This is a genomic window from Flavobacterium sp. PLA-DH12, assembly GCF_059511845.1.
In genome coordinates, this window is the sequence record NZ_JCAMPD010000014.1 from 19,680 (window position 1) to 35,123 (window position 15,444).

Consider the following 15,444-nt stretch of genomic DNA (forward strand, 5'->3'; position numbering starts at 1 on the left):
CTATGAAAAATATATTATTGGCTACTTTCCTTTTTATTGGAATCGCAGTGCAGGCACAAGACAAAAAGAAATTTGACAAACCAACAGTTGTTGAGGCTTCATGCGGAGAATGTCAATTCGGAATGAAAGGCAAAAGCTGTGATTTAGCAGTTCGCATCGACGGAAAAAGCTATTTCGTGGACGGAACTACAATTCACGATCACGGTGATGCACACTCAGAAAAAGGTTTCTGTAATGCTATTAGCAAAGCTTTGGTTACAGGAGAAATTAAAGGAGATAGATTCAAAGCAACTTCATTTACTTTAATCGACGATAAAAAATAATGGCATTAATTCTCGAAAATATTGCCAAACACGTTTCTCTGACACCAGAAGAACAGGCGCTTTTTTTATCTAAACTAGAAACGAACACTTACAAAGCTAAAACGCTTTTACTAAATGCTGGTGAAGTCTGCAAACATTCCTATTTCGTAAATTCAGGTATTTTAAGAAGTTTCAACATCAACGATAATATTGTAGAACACGTACTTTCTTTTGCCTGCGAAGGCTGGTGGATGAGTGACATGTACAGTTATTTTTCGCAGAAACCAGGGCAGCTTTTTATTGAAGTTCTGGAAGAAGCTGAAGTTGTTTCGTTATCCAAAGAAAATCAGGAACAATTGTATCTTGAAATTCCAAAACTGGAACGCTTTTTCAGAATTTTAATTGAAAATTCATTAGTTGCAAATCAGCAGAGATTAATGGACAACTTGAGCTTGCCCGCCGAAGAACGATTTGAAAAATTCACAAAAAAATACGGAACATTGGTGCACAAAGTTCCTCAAAAACAAATCGCTTCTTTCATTGGTGTAACGCCTGAATTCTTTAGTAAAATGAAAGCTAGGCTTTTGAAGAAATAGTTTTTGCCACAGATTTCACAGATTAAAGTGATTTTTTTTTAGCCACGAATTACACGAATTTCCTCGAATTAAATTGAATAAAAAATTTGTGGAAATTCGTGTAATTCGTGGCAACATTTTTTAATCCTTTTAATCTGTGAAATCTGTGGCAAAAAATACGGCTCGTAATCGAACCGTATTTTCTTTTGAATTAAAATTGCTCAACCTCCGTAGAATGTTCCATTGCCGTTATTGCTGATTTTCCTAGCATTACCGTGTTCTGTACAGCATCAAAATAAGAAGTCCCAACAAAAGCTTGATGTTTTACTGCTCTGAATCCGTTTTTCTGTAAAGCGAATTCACGTTCCTGCAATTCAGAATATCCTGCCATTCCTCTTTCTTTGTAGGCTTTAGACAATTCGAACATACTTGTGTTCAAAGCATGGAATCCTGCTAAAGTGATGAATTGAAAACTATATCCCATTGCTGCCAAATCTTCTCTAAATGTTTCCATTTCAGCAACTGATAATTTTGCTGCCCAATTGAAAGATGGCGAACAATTATACGCTAGCATTTTATCTGGAAATTCTTTCTTCATTGCTTTTGCAAATTTTCTTGCATAATCTAAATCCGGATTACTGGTTTCCATCCAAATTAAATCGGCATAGGGTGCGTAACTTAAACCTCGCGCAATTCCCTGATCGATTCCGTTTTTTACGTAGAAGAAACCTTCTGCCGTTTTTTCTCCTGTTAGAAATTTTCTATCTCTTGGATCTGCATCACTTGTTAATAAATTTGCTGCATCTGCATCTGTTCTCGCTACAATTAAAGTCGAAACGCCCATAACATCTGATGCCAAACGTGCCGCAATTAATTTATTAATAGCCTCTTGCGTTGGCACTAAAACCTTCCCTCCCAAGTGTCCGCATTTTTTAGCAGAACTCAATTGATCTTCAAAATGAACTCCAGAAGCTCCAGCTTCAATCATCGATTTCATTAATTCGAAAGCATTTAAGTTCCCGCCAAAACCAGCTTCGGCATCAGCTACAATTGGAACCAAATAATCTTTTCTATCTTCAATATTATTAACGGTCTGAATTTGATCTGCACGCAATAATGCATTATTAATCTTTTTTACCACCATCGGAACACTGTTTACCGGATAAAGCGATTGGTCAGGATACATTTCTCCCGCCAGATTTGCATCAGCAGCAACCTGCCATCCGCTCAAATAAATCGCCTCTAAACCCGCATCGACTTCCTGAATCGCTTGATTTCCAGTTAACGCTCCCAAACCCGCAACATAATCCTGACTTTTTAACTTTCTCCATAATTTCTCTGCACCCATTTTGGCAATAGAATGCTCAATTTTATAAGACCCTTGAAGCGTTACTACTTCACTCGCAGTATAAGGACGTTCAACGCCTTTCCATCTCGGGTTCGTAATCCAATCGTTAATCAATTCCTGAATTCTGTCTTCTGTTGTTTTCATAATATAGTTTAGTTAAAGTGGTTCGTTTTTTAGTGTTCAGTCACAGTTTTAAGTGTTCAGTTTAACCAGACTGATTTTTTCTCTCATTTTATCTGCTAAATCTGCGAGAAAAACTTATTCGCTCGCAGATCTGGCAGATTGAGCAGATTTTAAAAGTTTATAGATATTTATAACATGGTAGAGTAAGAAAATCTACAAAATGCAGGTTTACAACCAGTCTTTCCAGCATTTTTTCCGCTAATGGAAATTGTTGTTTTTCATAATTTTCTTCTCCTAGTTCTTCCTTGATTTTTCTGAATTCATCTAAAGCCAATTCATGATAATAAGCCAAATCTAATTTTCGTCCATTATCCAAAATCACTTTATTCTGAAGCCATTGCCATAATTGCGATCTCGAAATTTCGGCCGTTGCTGCGTCTTCCATCAAATTGTGCAATGCAGCGGCTCCCTGTCCGTTTAGCCATGAAGCCAGATATAAAACACCAACATTGATATTTTTTCGAACGCCATTTTCAGTAATGATTCCAATTGGTGGTTCAATCAAATCAGCTTCAGTGATTTTTCGGTGTTCTCTTTTAATATGAATCTGATTTGGAGTTGGCATTCCTTTATCAAAAATTTCTTTAGCCAGCGAAACTAAATCAGGATGCGCAACCCAAGTTCCGTCATGACCGTTTCGAACTTCGCGTTCTTTATCCGTTTTTACTTTCGCGAAAGCGACAGCATTGGCTTCTTCATTATTTCGAATCGGAATTTGCGCTGCCATTCCACCAATCGCATGAATTCCTCTTTTATGACATCTTTGAATAACCAAATTGGAATAAGCATTCATAAAAGGTGATGTCATAGTTACCTGATCACGATCTGGAACGATGAATTTTGGATTCTTTCTGAACTTTTTGATGTATGAAAAAATATAATCCCAACGTCCGCAATTCAAGCCAACGATATGTTCTTTCAATTCGTAAATGATTTCATCTAATTGAAAACTTGCTGTAATGGTTTCAATTAAAACCGTCACTTTTATCGTTCCTCTTTTCAGTTTTAGATAATCCTCTGTAAAATCAATTACATTATTCCACCAACGCGCTTCCAGATAATGTTCCAATTTCGGAATGTAGAAATACGGTCCAGAATTGTTTTCTAAAAGTCGCTTATGATTATGAAAAACATATAAACCAAAATCTATCAATGAACCCGAAACTTCATTTCCTTCAACTAGAACATGTTTTTCTGGCAAATGCAAACCTCTCGGGCGTACAATTAGCGTTGCGATTTTTTCATTTAAATGATATGATTTCTGTTTCACCAAATCAGTATACGTAATTGTTTTGTTTACCGCATCGATTAAATTTACTTGACCGTCCATCAGGTTTTGCCAGGTTGGTGAAGTGCTGTCTTCAAAATCGGCCATAAAAGTTTTAGCTCCCGAATTCAAAGCGTTGATGATCATTTTGCGATCAACTGGTCCAGTAATTTCAACTCTTCGATCCAGTAAATCTTTCGGAATTTCACCAGCTTTCCAATTACCTTCTCTGATGCTTTTGGTTTCCGGAATAAAAACCGGCATAATTCCCTGATCAAAAGTGACTTGTTTCTGTTCGCGCTGTAAAAGCAATAGTTTTCGCTGTGATTCGAATTTTCTATGCAATTCAGTTATAAAAACAATGGCTTCCTCTGTCCAGATCTTTGGATAACGAAGCTTCTTTTCGGCTAAAAATTCCATCGCCGTTTCGGTAATTTCTAATTGGTTTTTCATAGCTGTGGTTTTTAATTTCATTAGCAGCAATTGAATCGTTTATATGTTTTTCAAAAACACAAATACATAACAAACTGATAATTAATATTTTCTACACCACAATATTAGAAAAAAGTTTTTTACAAAACAAGCGAACGTTCGCTAAAAATGAAAAATAATTTTTTGGCGATTATTTTTAGAATACCTATATTTGGTTCATGGATATCGAAAAAGACTATATAAAGCTGATCTTCGGACTAAAATTGAAGCAAGTCAGAACGCAAAAAAATCTGTCTCTTTTTGGCTTGGCCAAATTGACAAATCTTTCAAAATCGTATTTAAACGAAATTGAAAAGGGAAAAAAATATCCAAAAACAGATAAAATTCTACTGCTCTGCGAACATTTGGACGTGACTTACGACCAAATGGTGTCTTTAAAACTCGATAATAACCTCGCTCCTATTGGCGAAATCTTGAAATCAGGTATTTTAAAAGAGATTCCGTTGGAACTTTTCGGAATTCAGGAAGCCGATTTAATTGATATTATTGCTAATGCTCCTGCAAAAGTCAATGCCTTTATTAGTACGATTATCGAAATTGCACAGCACTATAATTTAAGCCGCGAAAGTTTCTTTTTAGCCGCTTTGCGCTCGTATCAGGAAGCACACAGTAATTATTTTGAAGATTTAGAAGAAAAAGTAATTGCATTTTCGAAGTCATTTCAAATCAATTTGGATTCTAAAATCAGCATTGAAGAACTGGAAGCGATTTTAAAAGAGGAATACGAATACAACATTAAAGAAATCGCTTTTACAGATCAGGAAGCATTGGGCGATTTGCGTTCAATTTATGTTCCGAAAAGCAAAACATTATTGCTTTCCACAGAACTTGACGCTCCGCAGAAAGCATTTATTTTAGCCAAAGAAATTGCTTATAATTACTTAAAAATATCAGATCGCTTACTGACTTTCAGCTGGATTAAGTTTGAAAATTTCGATCAGGTTTTGCATAATTTTTACGCTTCTTATTTTGCCGGCGCTTTATTATTGCCTAGAAAATTAGTTGTTGACAAAATCAATTCGTTTTTAGAAAATGAAAATCCGAAACCAGAAGAATTTGTTCAATTAATTGAAAGTTTTGAAGTTTCACCTGAATCGTTTTACCAAAGATTGACCAATTTGTTACCGAAAGATTTTCAGCTGAAAAACTTATTCTTTTTAAGATTATCACATCGCGTAGATTCTGACATTTACCAAATAAATAAGGAATTACACATTACACATCAGCAGGAACCCCATGCCAACGAAGCCAATGAGCATTATTGCCGAAGATGGGTTTCGGTTAAAACGATTGATGAAGCCATTAAACAAAATAAATCTCATTTTTTTGATGCTCAAATTTCGAGTTATGCTAATAGCGGAAATGAATATTTAGTATTTTCATCGGCCACAAAAGATCCTTTTTTACATGATACCATTCGAAGTATTTCTGTCGGCATTTTGATTAATCCAACAATGAAAAAGAAATTCAAGGTCATTGACGGAAAACCTTTGGTGAAACGAATTGTTGGTGTAACTTGCGAAACCTGTGCTGTAAAAGATTGTCTAGAAAGAGCGGCGCCGCCAATTGTTCTAGAAAGAAAAAAAAGCCATGAGAATACCGATGCTGTTGTACAGCAGTTTATGAATCAATATAGTTAGAATGCCATGAAATATTTTGCCTTAATAACGACACTGCTTTTAATTAATTTTACTCAGAAAACAGACAAGCTTATTGGCCGTTACAATTACTTGATTGAAGAGAACAATACTTATATTCAAAAAGATAAAATTACTTTTAAGGACAGCATTTTTGCCTTTGATAACAAATATCTGCCAAAAGGAAAAGTTTCTTATGGCAACAAAATAGTATTGGATAATTTCATCAATACCGATTTAGTTATAAGTATTGCTAAAGATCAAATCGAAAAAGATACTATTCCTTTTTTCATGCATGATAAAAAAAGCTCTTCTACAAATTATCTTGATGAAGTGGTTGGGAAAGGAAAATTGATTAGGATTAAGTAATTCAGCGCATTCTTGTCATCCTGAGAAACGAAGGATCATACTCGAAAGTCGACAAAGATTTGCGAGTATGCAGGCGGAATTTCTCGTGTGATCCTTCGTTCCTCAGGATGACAAACCGTATGATTAATTTGAAGCTATATAATAAAAAAAATCCAATCTTTGTAGAGTTACTTGCGAAGATTTCTCCTTCGTCGAAATGACAAACCGTGTGGTTACTTTGAGGTAGAACCTTTAAACCTCTGCAACTTCGCACCTTTGAACCTTCTTATAAAAATAAAACTTCTCACATAGCCCCGATAGAAGTGGAAATCCTTTTGTGGTGGGGTTCACCACAAAAGATTGCAACGGATAGCGGGACTAAACGTCTTTTGAAAACAAAAATATCTGCTTCAGAAAAAAACTTAGAAACTTAGCATCTTAGAGCCTCAGAATCTTTTCTTAATCTACATTAAGTGCTTTTCGTTTACATCGGCTGTATCTTTGTACTATCAAAATCAATAAAAGACAAAATCATGGAAAATATAGTATTGCACAAAGCAGACACAAGAGGAAATGCAAATCACGGATGGTTAAATGCTTATCATAGTTTTAGTTTTGCAAGCTGGTACAATCCAGATAGAATTCAGTTTGGAGCACTTCGTGTTTTGAACGATGATACGATTGCAGCCGGAATGGGATTTGGAACTCACCCTCATGATAATATGGAAATTATTACGATTCCGTTAGAAGGTGATTTGGCTCACAAAGACAGCATGGGAAATACTGAAGTTATTAAAAACGGTGACATTCAGGTTATGAGTGCTGGAACTGGAATTCAGCATAGTGAGTTTAACCCAAATGCAGATCAGCAGACTAAATTATTGCAGATTTGGTTGTTTCCAAACAAAAGAAACGTTACCCCGCGTTACCAGCAAATTACTTTAAATGTTGCCGACAGACATAATAAATTAGCTCAGGTTTTATCTCCAAATGCCGATGACGAAGGAGTTTGGATTCACCAAGATGCGTGGTTCAACATGGGAAATTTTGATGCAGGAACTGCAACTGAATATAAAATCAAAAAAGAAGGAAACGGAGTTTATGCTTTCGTTTTAAAAGGAAATGTTACAATCAACGGTCAGGAATTGAACACTCGTGATGCAGTTGGAATTTCAGGAACTGATACGTTGAATATTAAAGCCAATACAGACGCTGAATTTTTATTAATGGACATTCCGATGAATTATTAATTCAAACAAAAACAATTAATACCTGTACCTTGAAACGATAATAAATCTGTAAATCAGACTATTATCGTTTCTTTTTTTGTTCAATTTAAAAAAAGAAAGACTAACTTTATAAATAAGAAAATTGGTCTGACTTTAAAATTAAATTCATCCTTAAAATTTTAAACCATGAATCCAAACAACCTCATTAAAGAATATACAAACGGAGAAGTTACGATTGTATGGCAATCTGGAAAATGTATTCATTCGACAAATTGTGTCAAAAACAATCCAGATGTCTTTCGTCCAAAAGAAAAACCTTGGATTACTCCAGAAAAATCTACAACTGAGAAAATAATTTCGACAGTTAATAAGTGCCCTTCCGGAGCGTTGAGCTTTTACATGAATAATAAAAGTTAAGCTTTTCGCACAGTTTTTTTGCCACAGATTAAAAGGATTAAACTGATTTTTTTTGCCACAAATTGCGCAAATTTTCACAAATTTTGATTCAATTTATTTCGTGGTAATTCGTACAATTCGTTTCAATATACTTTTTAACCCTCTATCCTGTGTAATCTGTGGCAAAATCATCACATTTTTTATTTCTTAATCTAGATTAAGTGCTTCAGGACAACTGTTACCGTAACTTTGTCCTATCAAAATGAAATTAATTATTTAAAATATTTAAAAAATAAAATTATGGCAACTACAAAATGGTCAATTGACCCAACTCACTCAGAAATTGGTTTTAAAGTTAAACACATGATGTTTACAAATGTTTCAGGAAAATTTGGAACTTATGAAGCTTCTGCAATCACAGAAGGAGATAGTTTTGATAATGCAGATTTCAGTTTTTCTGCTGATATCGCTTCAGTAGATACTGCAAATGCAGATCGTGACGGACATTTAAGAAGCGGTGATTTCTTTGACGCTGAGAATCATCCAAAATTAACTTTCAAATCTTCTTCTTTCAAAAAAATCAATGATGGTGAATTTGAATTAACTGGAGATTTAAACATCAAAGGTGTTTCTAAAACAGTAAAATTCCCAGTTGAATTTAGTGGAATCATGACTGATCCTTGGGGAAATACAAAAGTAGGTTTAAGCATAGAAGGAAAAATTAATCGTAAAGATTGGGGTTTAAACTGGAACTCAGCTCTTGAAACAGGTGGTGTTTTGGTTGGTGAAGAAGTTCGTTTAAACATTGAATTACAATTTGTAAAACAAGCCTAATTAAGCATTCTCGGATTTAATTGGTTGGTTATTGAAGCTCTGCATTTTGCAGGGCTTTTTGTTTGCCTCAAATTACACGAATTTCCACAAATTTTTTCTCTTAAAGCCGAAATTTTGCCACAGATTTAAAGGATTTCCACAGATTAGAAATCCAGATAATCTTTTTAATCTGTGGCTAAAAAATAATTCGTGGAAATTCGTGTAATTATTGGAAGACCTCAAAATTCATCGTACTGTGTTTCTAAATTCAGTCGGCGACATTCCTGTTTGTTTTTTGAAGAATCGAGAGAAATAGGAATAATCTTCGTAACCTACTTTAAAGGCAACTTCGTTTACAGCTAATTGCTTATCAATCAACATTCTTTTTATTTCCAGAATTACTCTGTCAGTGATTACGTCTGTAGCGGTTTTTTGAAGGATTTCATTGCAGATTCGGTTTAAATGTTTCAGCGTTATATTTAATTTTTCTGCATAAAACGAAGGCAGTTTCTCGGTTCTAAAATATTCTTCTAAAAGCGATTCGAACCTGTTAATTTTGATATTGTATGAATGCGTTTGGTGCGAATAGGTTTCTCCATATTTTCTTGCTACTTCGATGTGAATGCAGTCTAGTAAATTCAATAATTTATCTAATTGATATTTATTGTCTTGGTTATTTTCCTGAATCAGTAAATCGAAATAAGGCTGGATTTTCGGGATTTCTTTTTCTTCAAAAACCATTTCTGGCCGGTTTTGAATAGAATGATAAAAATTGTAGTCGTTAATTTTTTTCTGTCCGAAATACAGATTGTACAATTCCTGTGAAAAGATAATTACAAAACCCTGAACGTCTTTAGATAAATTCCAATGATGCATTTGTCCAGGCTGTAGCACAAAAAGGCTTCCTCTTTTGATTTCGAATTGGTCAAAATCGACTTCATGCAATCCTGAACCTTTTGTAAAAAAAACCATTAAATACGAATCATGACGATGCGGTTCTTCGACAAAACTGTGATTCTTTAAATGTTCCGTAAAAGTATTGACATAAAAATCACGGTGAATATCGTTACAGCTAAAATTCTGGACGCTATAAATGGGATATCGTTTCATAAAAAATGTCTTTATTGTGCTATAATAAGCGAAGATACTAAAAAGACTTTCATTCTACTCCAAATTACCTTTGTACAAATAAAAAACATCAAAGTCATGTCAAATGCACTAACTCATATTTTAAGCAACGAATGTCCTGTTTGTCATAAAGGAAAAGTCTTTACAGACAAAAATATTTTTCTGACTTTTGGTCTTCCAAAAATGAACGAATACTGCAGTCATTGCAACTATAAATTCCAAAAAGAGCCGGGTTATTTTTTTGGAGCTATGTACGTAAATTACGGATTAACAGTAGCTCAAGGAATTGCAACGTATTGTATTGCTCAGTTTTTCTTTGAGAAAAATTTCGATTTACGAATCATTCCAATTATTGCTGTTGTGATCACTTTGCTCACTTCTTTCAATCTACGATTTTCACGATTAGCATGGATTTACATGTTTAAGGATTATACGAAATAAAAAAGTATTATTTTTGCCTTTCAATTGAAGCTAATTTTCAATTCCAAAAAAATAAAAAACAAATTAGACAAATGAAAGCATACGTATTTCCAGGTCAAGGTGCACAATTCACAGGAATGGGTAAAGACCTTTATGAAAATTCGGCTTTAGCCAAAGAATTATTCGAAAAAGCTAATGAAATATTAGGTTTCAGAATTACAGATATCATGTTTGAAGGCACTGCCGAAGAACTAAAAGAAACTAAAGTAACACAACCAGCTGTATTTTTACACTCTGTTATTTTAGCTAAAACTTTAGAAGATTTCAAACCGGAAATGGTTGCAGGACACTCTTTAGGAGAATTTTCAGCTTTGGTAGCAAACGGAACTTTGTCTTTTGAAGATGGCTTAAAATTGGTTTCTCAACGTGCTCTTGCAATGCAAAAAGCATGCGAAATCACTCCATCTACAATGGCTGCTGTTTTAGGTTTAGCTGATAATGTTGTTGAAGAAGTTTGCGCTTCTATTGATGGAGTTGTGGTTGCAGCAAATTATAACTGCCCAGGACAATTAGTAATTTCTGGAGAAACTACTGCTGTTGAAAAAGCTTGCGAAGCAATGAAAGTGGCTGGAGCAAAACGTGCTTTAATATTACCTGTTGGTGGTGCTTTCCACTCTCCGATGATGGAACCAGCGAGAGAAGAATTGGCAGCTGCAATTGAAGCGACAACTTTCTCTACTCCTATTTGCCCAGTATATCAAAACGTAACTGCAAATGCTGTTTCTGATGCAAATGAAATTAAAAAGAACTTAATCATTCAATTGACTGCTCCTGTAAGATGGACACAATCTGTACAGCAAATGATCGCTGACGGCGCTACTTTGTTTACTGAAGTTGGTCCTGGAAAAGTATTAACTGGTTTGATTAATAAAATTGATAAAGAAGCTGCTGTTGCTAACGCTTAATTTTTAGTATTCAGTCACAGTGATAGTTTTCAGTTGTTAACTGTATAAAAACAATAAATCCTCATATACTTTGAAAAGTTTATGAGGATTTTATTTTATAATTCCTTTGCTTCTTCAGCACAATTATTTAGAATTCCAGTAATCAGATAATTTTGATTACTCTTTTCAAAAAATATATACCAAGTTGTTCTTGAGCTAGTTTTATAGAAAATATAATTTGAACCTAGATAACGGAGAGAATCTGGAGTTTTGCTGGGTGGAAAGGTTGATATATTTGATTTAATATAATCTACTATTTTGTTGATATAAATTTGGGCTGACTCAACGAACCCGAAATACTCTTTTTCAAAAAGAACAAAAACTAAATTATCAAAATATTCTAGAACGCTATTTTCAAAAATTATTTTTTCCAAGGATAAGCTTTTATTCTTTTAGACATTTCAGCTTTAAACTCCTCGGGTGTTAATCCTTTTGCAAATTCAGCATCAAAATCAAAAGTTTCATGATCTATACCTTTAAATTTAGTTTTTTGAGCTTCGTATTCTACTCTTGGCTCTTCGACCTTGTTATTCTTTTTATTTTCTTTATCCGAATTCATTATTCCTACATTTTAATCTTACAAATTTACAAAATAAATTGAATCAAAATTTATACAGCTTTCTTCTCCTTCTTTTTGTAATTCACAATAAAAACTCCAAGAATAATGAGAGCTGTAGCAATAATAAAATCAATTGTAATTACTTCATCCAAAAGCAACCAACCTAGAAAAACTGCAATTATAGTATTGATATAGGACAAAATAGAAACCTGAACTGCTGTAACATGTTTTAAAGCATAATTATAACAGAAGAAAGCAATCACAGATCCAAAGATTGATAAATACAAAGCTGCAAAAATACTTCTTGAACTCCACGAAGTAAAGTCAGGATTTGGTGAAAAAATCGAAGCCAAAACTAACTGGATACAAGATGAGATTGTAAATTGATAAAACAAATTAAGGGTTATATTTTTCGATTTATTAGCATGCGTTTTGGTATAAATTGTCCCTGCTGCCCAAGCCAAAATTGCAAATCCCATAAACATCATTCCTGTTCTATAATTAGCATCTAAAAACGATACAAGTCCATCTTTAAAAATAAAAACTACACCAGAAAACCCAATAATCACTCCTGTAAATCCCTTTAAACTCATTTTTTGCAATCCAAACATAATACTACCCAAGAAAATAAGAATTGGAGTCAGCGCATTTATGACCGATGCTAGTCCGCTTGGGATATTCTGCTCTGCAATTGTTGTAAAACCATTTGCAATTACAAGCATTAAAACCGAAGCAATAAGCTGTTGTTTGAAATTCTGCCAACCAATCCATTCTAATTCTTTTTTGAATAATAAAATCGTCATCATAATCAATCCCGCCAATCCCTGACGAATTGAAGTTACAAACCAAGGCGGGATCGTTTCAACTGCCACCTTAATTCCTAAAAATGTTGTGCCCCAAACGATTCCAACAGCAGCAAGGGCTATAATTAATTTATAATCTAAATTCTGTTTCATAAAATGTCAGTTAATAAAAAATCCCAAACTATATTGCTATAATCTGGGATCTTAAAAATTTATAATTTTATTTAAAAAACTACTTATTCCTCACTTTTTGTTCCCATTTCCAAGCACTTGCCATTGCTTCGTCTAAACTTAGTTCAGCTTTCCATCCTAAGACATTATTTGCCTTATCTGTATTTGCATAAGCTTCAGTAATATCACCTTCACGACGAGGCATCATCTTGTAAGGCAGTTTTTTACCGCTGACTTTTTCAAAACTATGAATGACCTCTAGAACAGAACTTCCTTTTCCTGTTCCTAAATTAAAGGTTTCTACTTTTGCCAAGTTCTTTTTGTTTAACAAACGCTGTAAAGCAATTACGTGTGCTTTTGCTAAATCTACGACGTGAATGTAATCACGAACAGCAGTTCCGTCTGGTGTTGGATAGTCATTCCCAAAAACCGATAATTCCTGACGCAATCCTACTCCAGTTTGTGTAATAAACGGAACCAAATTTTGAGGAACTCCTAATGGCAATTCTCCAATTTCAACAGATTCGTGTGCTCCTACTGGATTAAAGTAACGCAATAAAATAGCGCTGATGTTGGTAACTTTAGCTGTATCTGTAATAATTTCTTCTCCAATCTGTTTGGTGTTTCCGTACGGAGACATCGCTGCCTGAACTGGAGCATCTTCTGTAATTGGCATCTTTTCAGCTTGACCGTAAACTGTACAAGAAGAACTAAAAATAAAACTTGCTTCAGGTTTTTGCTGTAATTCTTGTAAAAGATAAACTAAACTGCTAATGTTGTTTTCGTAATACAACAAAGGCTGTTCAACACTTTCACCAACAGCTTTTGAAGCAGCAAAATGAATGACACCAGTAACATCATTATGTTTTTTAAAAAAATCCCGAACGGCACTTTTCTCTCTTAAATCAATTTTCTCGAATAAAGGCGTTTTTCCTGTAATAGCGGTAATTCCTTTTAAAACATCTTCTGAAGAATTAGAAAGATTATCAATGATCACAACTTCGAAGCCTTCATTTTGTAATTCGACTACAGTGTGAGAACCGATAAATCCTAATCCTCCTGTTACTAATACTTTCATTTTTTCGTGGTTGTTTTATGTAGTTAATTTATAAGCTTGTCTAGCAATTAAAACCCATTTGCCTTTTTGTTTCTGCCACACGAGCATTATTCCTATTTTAATGTCTCGATCTATTCCATCGTCTTTGGTATGAGCCGATAAAACATGTCGAACTATGGCAACATCATTCTGAATAGTTATAGTTTGATTCTGAAAATCGATCGAAACAAAATCAGATTTTCCACTTACGATTCCTTCTATAAATTCAGCTTGGTTTTGAAAATTACCATTTGAGTGGACATAATTTAATTTGTCAGAAGTTAGCGCTTTCAATTTCGCTCCATCAGCTTCAATCATTGCCTGACGCAAAATTTCAACTTGACTGCTGACAGCATTCTCTTCTTTAGAATTCGTTTTTTGAGCCAAAACCGAAAACTGAAGAAAAATCATTAAAATTAAAAGACTACCTTTTCTCATCTTTATTTATTCAAAAATTCTAAAACAGAATCGGTAATAAATTTAATTTGTTCGTCGTCAAGTTCTGTGTGCATTGGTAAAGCAATTACTTCCTGCACTAACTGGTTTGTAACCGGAAATTGCTCCTCTTTATAACGAGGATCTAAATATGCTTTTTGAGAATGCAATGGAATTGGATAATAAATTGCACATGGAATTCCTTTATCTAATAAATATTGCATTAAAGCATTTCTGTCTGTGTCTAAAATTCTTAAAACGTATTGATGAAAAACGTGATCATTCTCGTTTACATCAAAATCTGGAGTGATAATTTTTGCATTTCCAGCAAAAGCTGCATTGTATTTTGTTGCCGCCAAACGACGCGCTGCATTATATTCATCTAACAACGGTAATTTAGCATTTAAAACCCCTGCTTGAATACTATCCAAACGAGAATTCACTCCTACAACATCGTGATGGTAACGCTCATACATTCCGTGGTTTACAATTCCGCGGATGATGTGAGCTAGTTTATCATCATTTGTAAAAATTGCTCCTCCATCTCCATAACAACCTAAATTTTTAGAAGGAAAGAATGAAGTTGCCGCAACGTGCCCAATTGTACCTACTTTCACTTTTGATCCAGATTTAGAAATATAATCTGCACCAATTGCTTGTGCGTTATCTTCGATTACATATAAATTATGTTCTTTAGCAATTTCCATAATTGCATTCATATTAGCTGCACGTCCAAATAAATGAACCGGAACAATTGCTTTTGTTTTTGGTGTAATTGCTTTTTTAACCACTTCGATATCGATGTTCATATTATGCAAATCAACATCAACCAAAACTGGAGTCAATTGCAACAATGCAATAACTTCAACAGTTGCTGCAAAAGTAAAATCGGCAGTAATAACTTCGTCTCCTGGCTTCAGATCTAATCCCATCATGGCAATCTGCAACGCATCTGTACCGTTAGCACAAGGAATAACGTGTTTTGCACCCAAATAATCTTCAAGATTCTTTTGAAACTGATGAACTAAAGGTCCGTTGATATAAGTATTTGTATCTAAAACTTCTTGGATTGAAGCATCTACAGTAGATTTTATTTTCTCGTATTGACTTTTTAAGTCAACCATTTGTATTTTTTTCATTTTCGAATAATATTTAAAAATTAAAGACTCTATTTTTAACAGAAATCTCTAAAAGGAGGAACAAAAATAGTTATTAATAGCTTCAAACCAATGAAAATA

The 15,444-nt window shown here is 34.1% G+C and carries 18 protein-coding genes; 9 read left to right on the forward strand and 9 right to left on the reverse strand.

What is annotated here, in order from left to right:
* The first annotated feature begins 2 nt into the window (after nt 1–2).
* Nucleotides 3–323 carry a DUF6370 family protein gene (locus AC5ZCW_RS21120; protein ID WP_149208422.1) on the forward strand — a complete coding sequence of 107 codons (321 nt, stop codon included), beginning with the start codon at nt 3–5 and terminating at the stop codon, nt 321–323.
* A complete protein-coding gene (locus tag AC5ZCW_RS21125; RefSeq protein ID WP_066032734.1) occupies nt 323–898 on the forward strand; it encodes a Crp/Fnr family transcriptional regulator in 576 nt (191 codons plus the stop codon). The genes AC5ZCW_RS21120 and AC5ZCW_RS21125 overlap by 1 nt, the downstream gene beginning before the upstream one ends.
* A 190-nt stretch (nt 899–1,088) precedes the next feature.
* Here AC5ZCW_RS21125 and aceA read toward each other — a convergent pair whose 3' ends face one another.
* Nucleotides 1,089–2,369 carry an isocitrate lyase gene (aceA, locus tag AC5ZCW_RS21130; RefSeq protein WP_496121611.1) on the reverse strand — a complete coding sequence of 427 codons (1,281 nt, stop codon included), beginning with the start codon at nt 2,367–2,369 and terminating at the stop codon, nt 1,089–1,091.
* Between the two features lie 157 nt (nt 2,370–2,526).
* Nucleotides 2,527–4,128 (reverse strand): malate synthase A, encoded by a 1,602-nt coding sequence (gene aceB, locus AC5ZCW_RS21135; RefSeq protein WP_496121612.1) that lies wholly within the window; start codon nt 4,126–4,128, stop codon nt 2,527–2,529.
* Nucleotides 4,129–4,325: 197 nt separating this feature from the next.
* Here aceB and AC5ZCW_RS21140 point away from each other — a divergent pair, with 197 nt between their 5' ends.
* The 5 genes from AC5ZCW_RS21140 to AC5ZCW_RS21160 all read left to right on the forward strand — a co-directional run bounded on the left by AC5ZCW_RS21140 (nt 4,326) and on the right by AC5ZCW_RS21160 (nt 8,611).
* A complete protein-coding gene (locus tag AC5ZCW_RS21140) occupies nt 4,326–5,807 on the forward strand; it encodes a helix-turn-helix domain-containing protein (RefSeq protein WP_496121613.1) in 1,482 nt (493 codons plus the stop codon).
* 6 nt (nt 5,808–5,813) lie between these two features.
* Nucleotides 5,814–6,173, forward strand: a complete 360-nt coding sequence (locus AC5ZCW_RS21145; protein WP_496121614.1) for a hypothetical protein — start codon at nt 5,814–5,816, stop codon at nt 6,171–6,173.
* A 512-nt stretch (nt 6,174–6,685) separates the two neighbouring features.
* Nucleotides 6,686–7,402, forward strand: a complete 717-nt coding sequence (locus tag AC5ZCW_RS21150; RefSeq protein WP_149208427.1) for a pirin family protein — start codon at nt 6,686–6,688, stop codon at nt 7,400–7,402.
* Nucleotides 7,403–7,567: 165 nt separating this feature from the next.
* Nucleotides 7,568–7,798, forward strand: a complete 231-nt coding sequence (locus tag AC5ZCW_RS21155; protein WP_281631216.1) for a (4Fe-4S)-binding protein — start codon at nt 7,568–7,570, stop codon at nt 7,796–7,798.
* Between the two features lie 279 nt (nt 7,799–8,077).
* Nucleotides 8,078–8,611 carry a YceI family protein gene (locus AC5ZCW_RS21160; protein ID WP_177210862.1) on the forward strand — a complete coding sequence of 178 codons (534 nt, stop codon included), beginning with the start codon at nt 8,078–8,080 and terminating at the stop codon, nt 8,609–8,611.
* Nucleotides 8,612–8,836: 225 nt separating this feature from the next.
* Here the strand turns inward: AC5ZCW_RS21160 and AC5ZCW_RS21165 are convergent, their stop codons facing one another.
* A complete protein-coding gene (locus AC5ZCW_RS21165) occupies nt 8,837–9,700 on the reverse strand; it encodes a helix-turn-helix domain-containing protein (RefSeq protein ID WP_496121615.1) in 864 nt (287 codons plus the stop codon).
* A 96-nt stretch (nt 9,701–9,796) separates the two neighbouring features.
* On the opposite strand from AC5ZCW_RS21165, the gene AC5ZCW_RS21170 reads away from it, so the two are divergent.
* Nucleotides 9,797–10,159 (forward strand): DUF983 domain-containing protein, encoded by a 363-nt coding sequence (locus AC5ZCW_RS21170; RefSeq protein WP_281631213.1) that lies wholly within the window; start codon nt 9,797–9,799, stop codon nt 10,157–10,159.
* 71 nt (nt 10,160–10,230) lie between these two features.
* Nucleotides 10,231–11,103, forward strand: coding sequence for an ACP S-malonyltransferase (fabD, locus tag AC5ZCW_RS21175; RefSeq protein ID WP_343543040.1), 873 nt, complete (start codon nt 10,231–10,233; stop codon nt 11,101–11,103).
* 95 nt (nt 11,104–11,198) lie between these two features.
* On the opposite strand, the gene AC5ZCW_RS21180 is transcribed toward fabD, so the two are convergent.
* From AC5ZCW_RS21180 to AC5ZCW_RS21205, 6 genes are all read right to left on the reverse strand, one after another.
* Nucleotides 11,199–11,516 (reverse strand): hypothetical protein, encoded by a 318-nt coding sequence (locus AC5ZCW_RS21180; RefSeq protein WP_496121616.1) that lies wholly within the window; start codon nt 11,514–11,516, stop codon nt 11,199–11,201.
* Nucleotides 11,504–11,701 carry a hypothetical protein gene (locus AC5ZCW_RS21185; RefSeq protein ID WP_496121617.1) on the reverse strand — a complete coding sequence of 66 codons (198 nt, stop codon included), beginning with the start codon at nt 11,699–11,701 and terminating at the stop codon, nt 11,504–11,506. The genes AC5ZCW_RS21180 and AC5ZCW_RS21185 overlap by 13 nt, the downstream gene beginning before the upstream one ends.
* Before the next feature lie 50 nt (nt 11,702–11,751).
* Entirely contained in the window at nt 11,752–12,657 is a 906-nt protein-coding gene (locus AC5ZCW_RS21190; RefSeq protein WP_496121618.1) for a DMT family transporter, read from the reverse strand.
* 79 nt (nt 12,658–12,736) lie between these two features.
* Nucleotides 12,737–13,753 (reverse strand): UDP-glucose 4-epimerase GalE, encoded by a 1,017-nt coding sequence (galE, locus tag AC5ZCW_RS21195; RefSeq protein ID WP_177210867.1) that lies wholly within the window; start codon nt 13,751–13,753, stop codon nt 12,737–12,739.
* 15 nt (nt 13,754–13,768) lie between these two features.
* Nucleotides 13,769–14,209 (reverse strand): nuclear transport factor 2 family protein, encoded by a 441-nt coding sequence (locus AC5ZCW_RS21200; RefSeq protein WP_496121619.1) that lies wholly within the window; start codon nt 14,207–14,209, stop codon nt 13,769–13,771.
* 2 nt (nt 14,210–14,211) lie between these two features.
* A complete protein-coding gene (locus tag AC5ZCW_RS21205; protein WP_496121620.1) occupies nt 14,212–15,345 on the reverse strand; it encodes a DegT/DnrJ/EryC1/StrS family aminotransferase in 1,134 nt (377 codons plus the stop codon).
* Between the last annotated feature and the right edge of the window lie 99 nt (nt 15,346–15,444).

What these genes read in the sequence shown, in the direction of transcription:
- AC5ZCW_RS21140 (WP_496121613.1), top strand. Translation starts at nt 4,326, where the DNA reads ATGGATATCGAAAAAGACTATATAAAGCTGATCTTCGGACTAAAATTG.
- galE (WP_177210867.1), bottom strand. Translation starts at nt 13,753, where the DNA reads ATGAAAGTATTAGTAACAGGAGGATTAGGATTTATCGGTTCTCACACT.
- AC5ZCW_RS21190 (WP_496121618.1), bottom strand. Translation starts at nt 12,657, where the DNA reads ATGAAACAGAATTTAGATTATAAATTAATTATAGCCCTTGCTGCTGTT.
- aceB (WP_496121612.1), bottom strand. Translation starts at nt 4,128, where the DNA reads ATGAAAAACCAATTAGAAATTACCGAAACGGCGATGGAATTTTTAGCC.
- AC5ZCW_RS21205 (WP_496121620.1), bottom strand. Translation starts at nt 15,345, where the DNA reads ATGAAAAAAATACAAATGGTTGACTTAAAAAGTCAATACGAGAAAATA.
- AC5ZCW_RS21170 (WP_281631213.1), top strand. Translation starts at nt 9,797, where the DNA reads ATGTCAAATGCACTAACTCATATTTTAAGCAACGAATGTCCTGTTTGT.
- AC5ZCW_RS21200 (WP_496121619.1), bottom strand. Translation starts at nt 14,209, where the DNA reads ATGAGAAAAGGTAGTCTTTTAATTTTAATGATTTTTCTTCAGTTTTCG.
- AC5ZCW_RS21155 (WP_281631216.1), top strand. Translation starts at nt 7,568, where the DNA reads ATGAATCCAAACAACCTCATTAAAGAATATACAAACGGAGAAGTTACG.
- AC5ZCW_RS21145 (WP_496121614.1), top strand. Translation starts at nt 5,814, where the DNA reads ATGAAATATTTTGCCTTAATAACGACACTGCTTTTAATTAATTTTACT.
- AC5ZCW_RS21150 (WP_149208427.1), top strand. Translation starts at nt 6,686, where the DNA reads ATGGAAAATATAGTATTGCACAAAGCAGACACAAGAGGAAATGCAAAT.
- aceA (WP_496121611.1), bottom strand. Translation starts at nt 2,369, where the DNA reads ATGAAAACAACAGAAGACAGAATTCAGGAATTGATTAACGATTGGATT.
- AC5ZCW_RS21160 (WP_177210862.1), top strand. Translation starts at nt 8,078, where the DNA reads ATGGCAACTACAAAATGGTCAATTGACCCAACTCACTCAGAAATTGGT.
- AC5ZCW_RS21165 (WP_496121615.1), bottom strand. Translation starts at nt 9,700, where the DNA reads ATGAAACGATATCCCATTTATAGCGTCCAGAATTTTAGCTGTAACGAT.
- AC5ZCW_RS21120 (WP_149208422.1), top strand. Translation starts at nt 3, where the DNA reads ATGAAAAATATATTATTGGCTACTTTCCTTTTTATTGGAATCGCAGTG.
- AC5ZCW_RS21185 (WP_496121617.1), bottom strand. Translation starts at nt 11,701, where the DNA reads ATGAATTCGGATAAAGAAAATAAAAAGAATAACAAGGTCGAAGAGCCA.
- fabD (WP_343543040.1), top strand. Translation starts at nt 10,231, where the DNA reads ATGAAAGCATACGTATTTCCAGGTCAAGGTGCACAATTCACAGGAATG.
- AC5ZCW_RS21125 (WP_066032734.1), top strand. Translation starts at nt 323, where the DNA reads ATGGCATTAATTCTCGAAAATATTGCCAAACACGTTTCTCTGACACCA.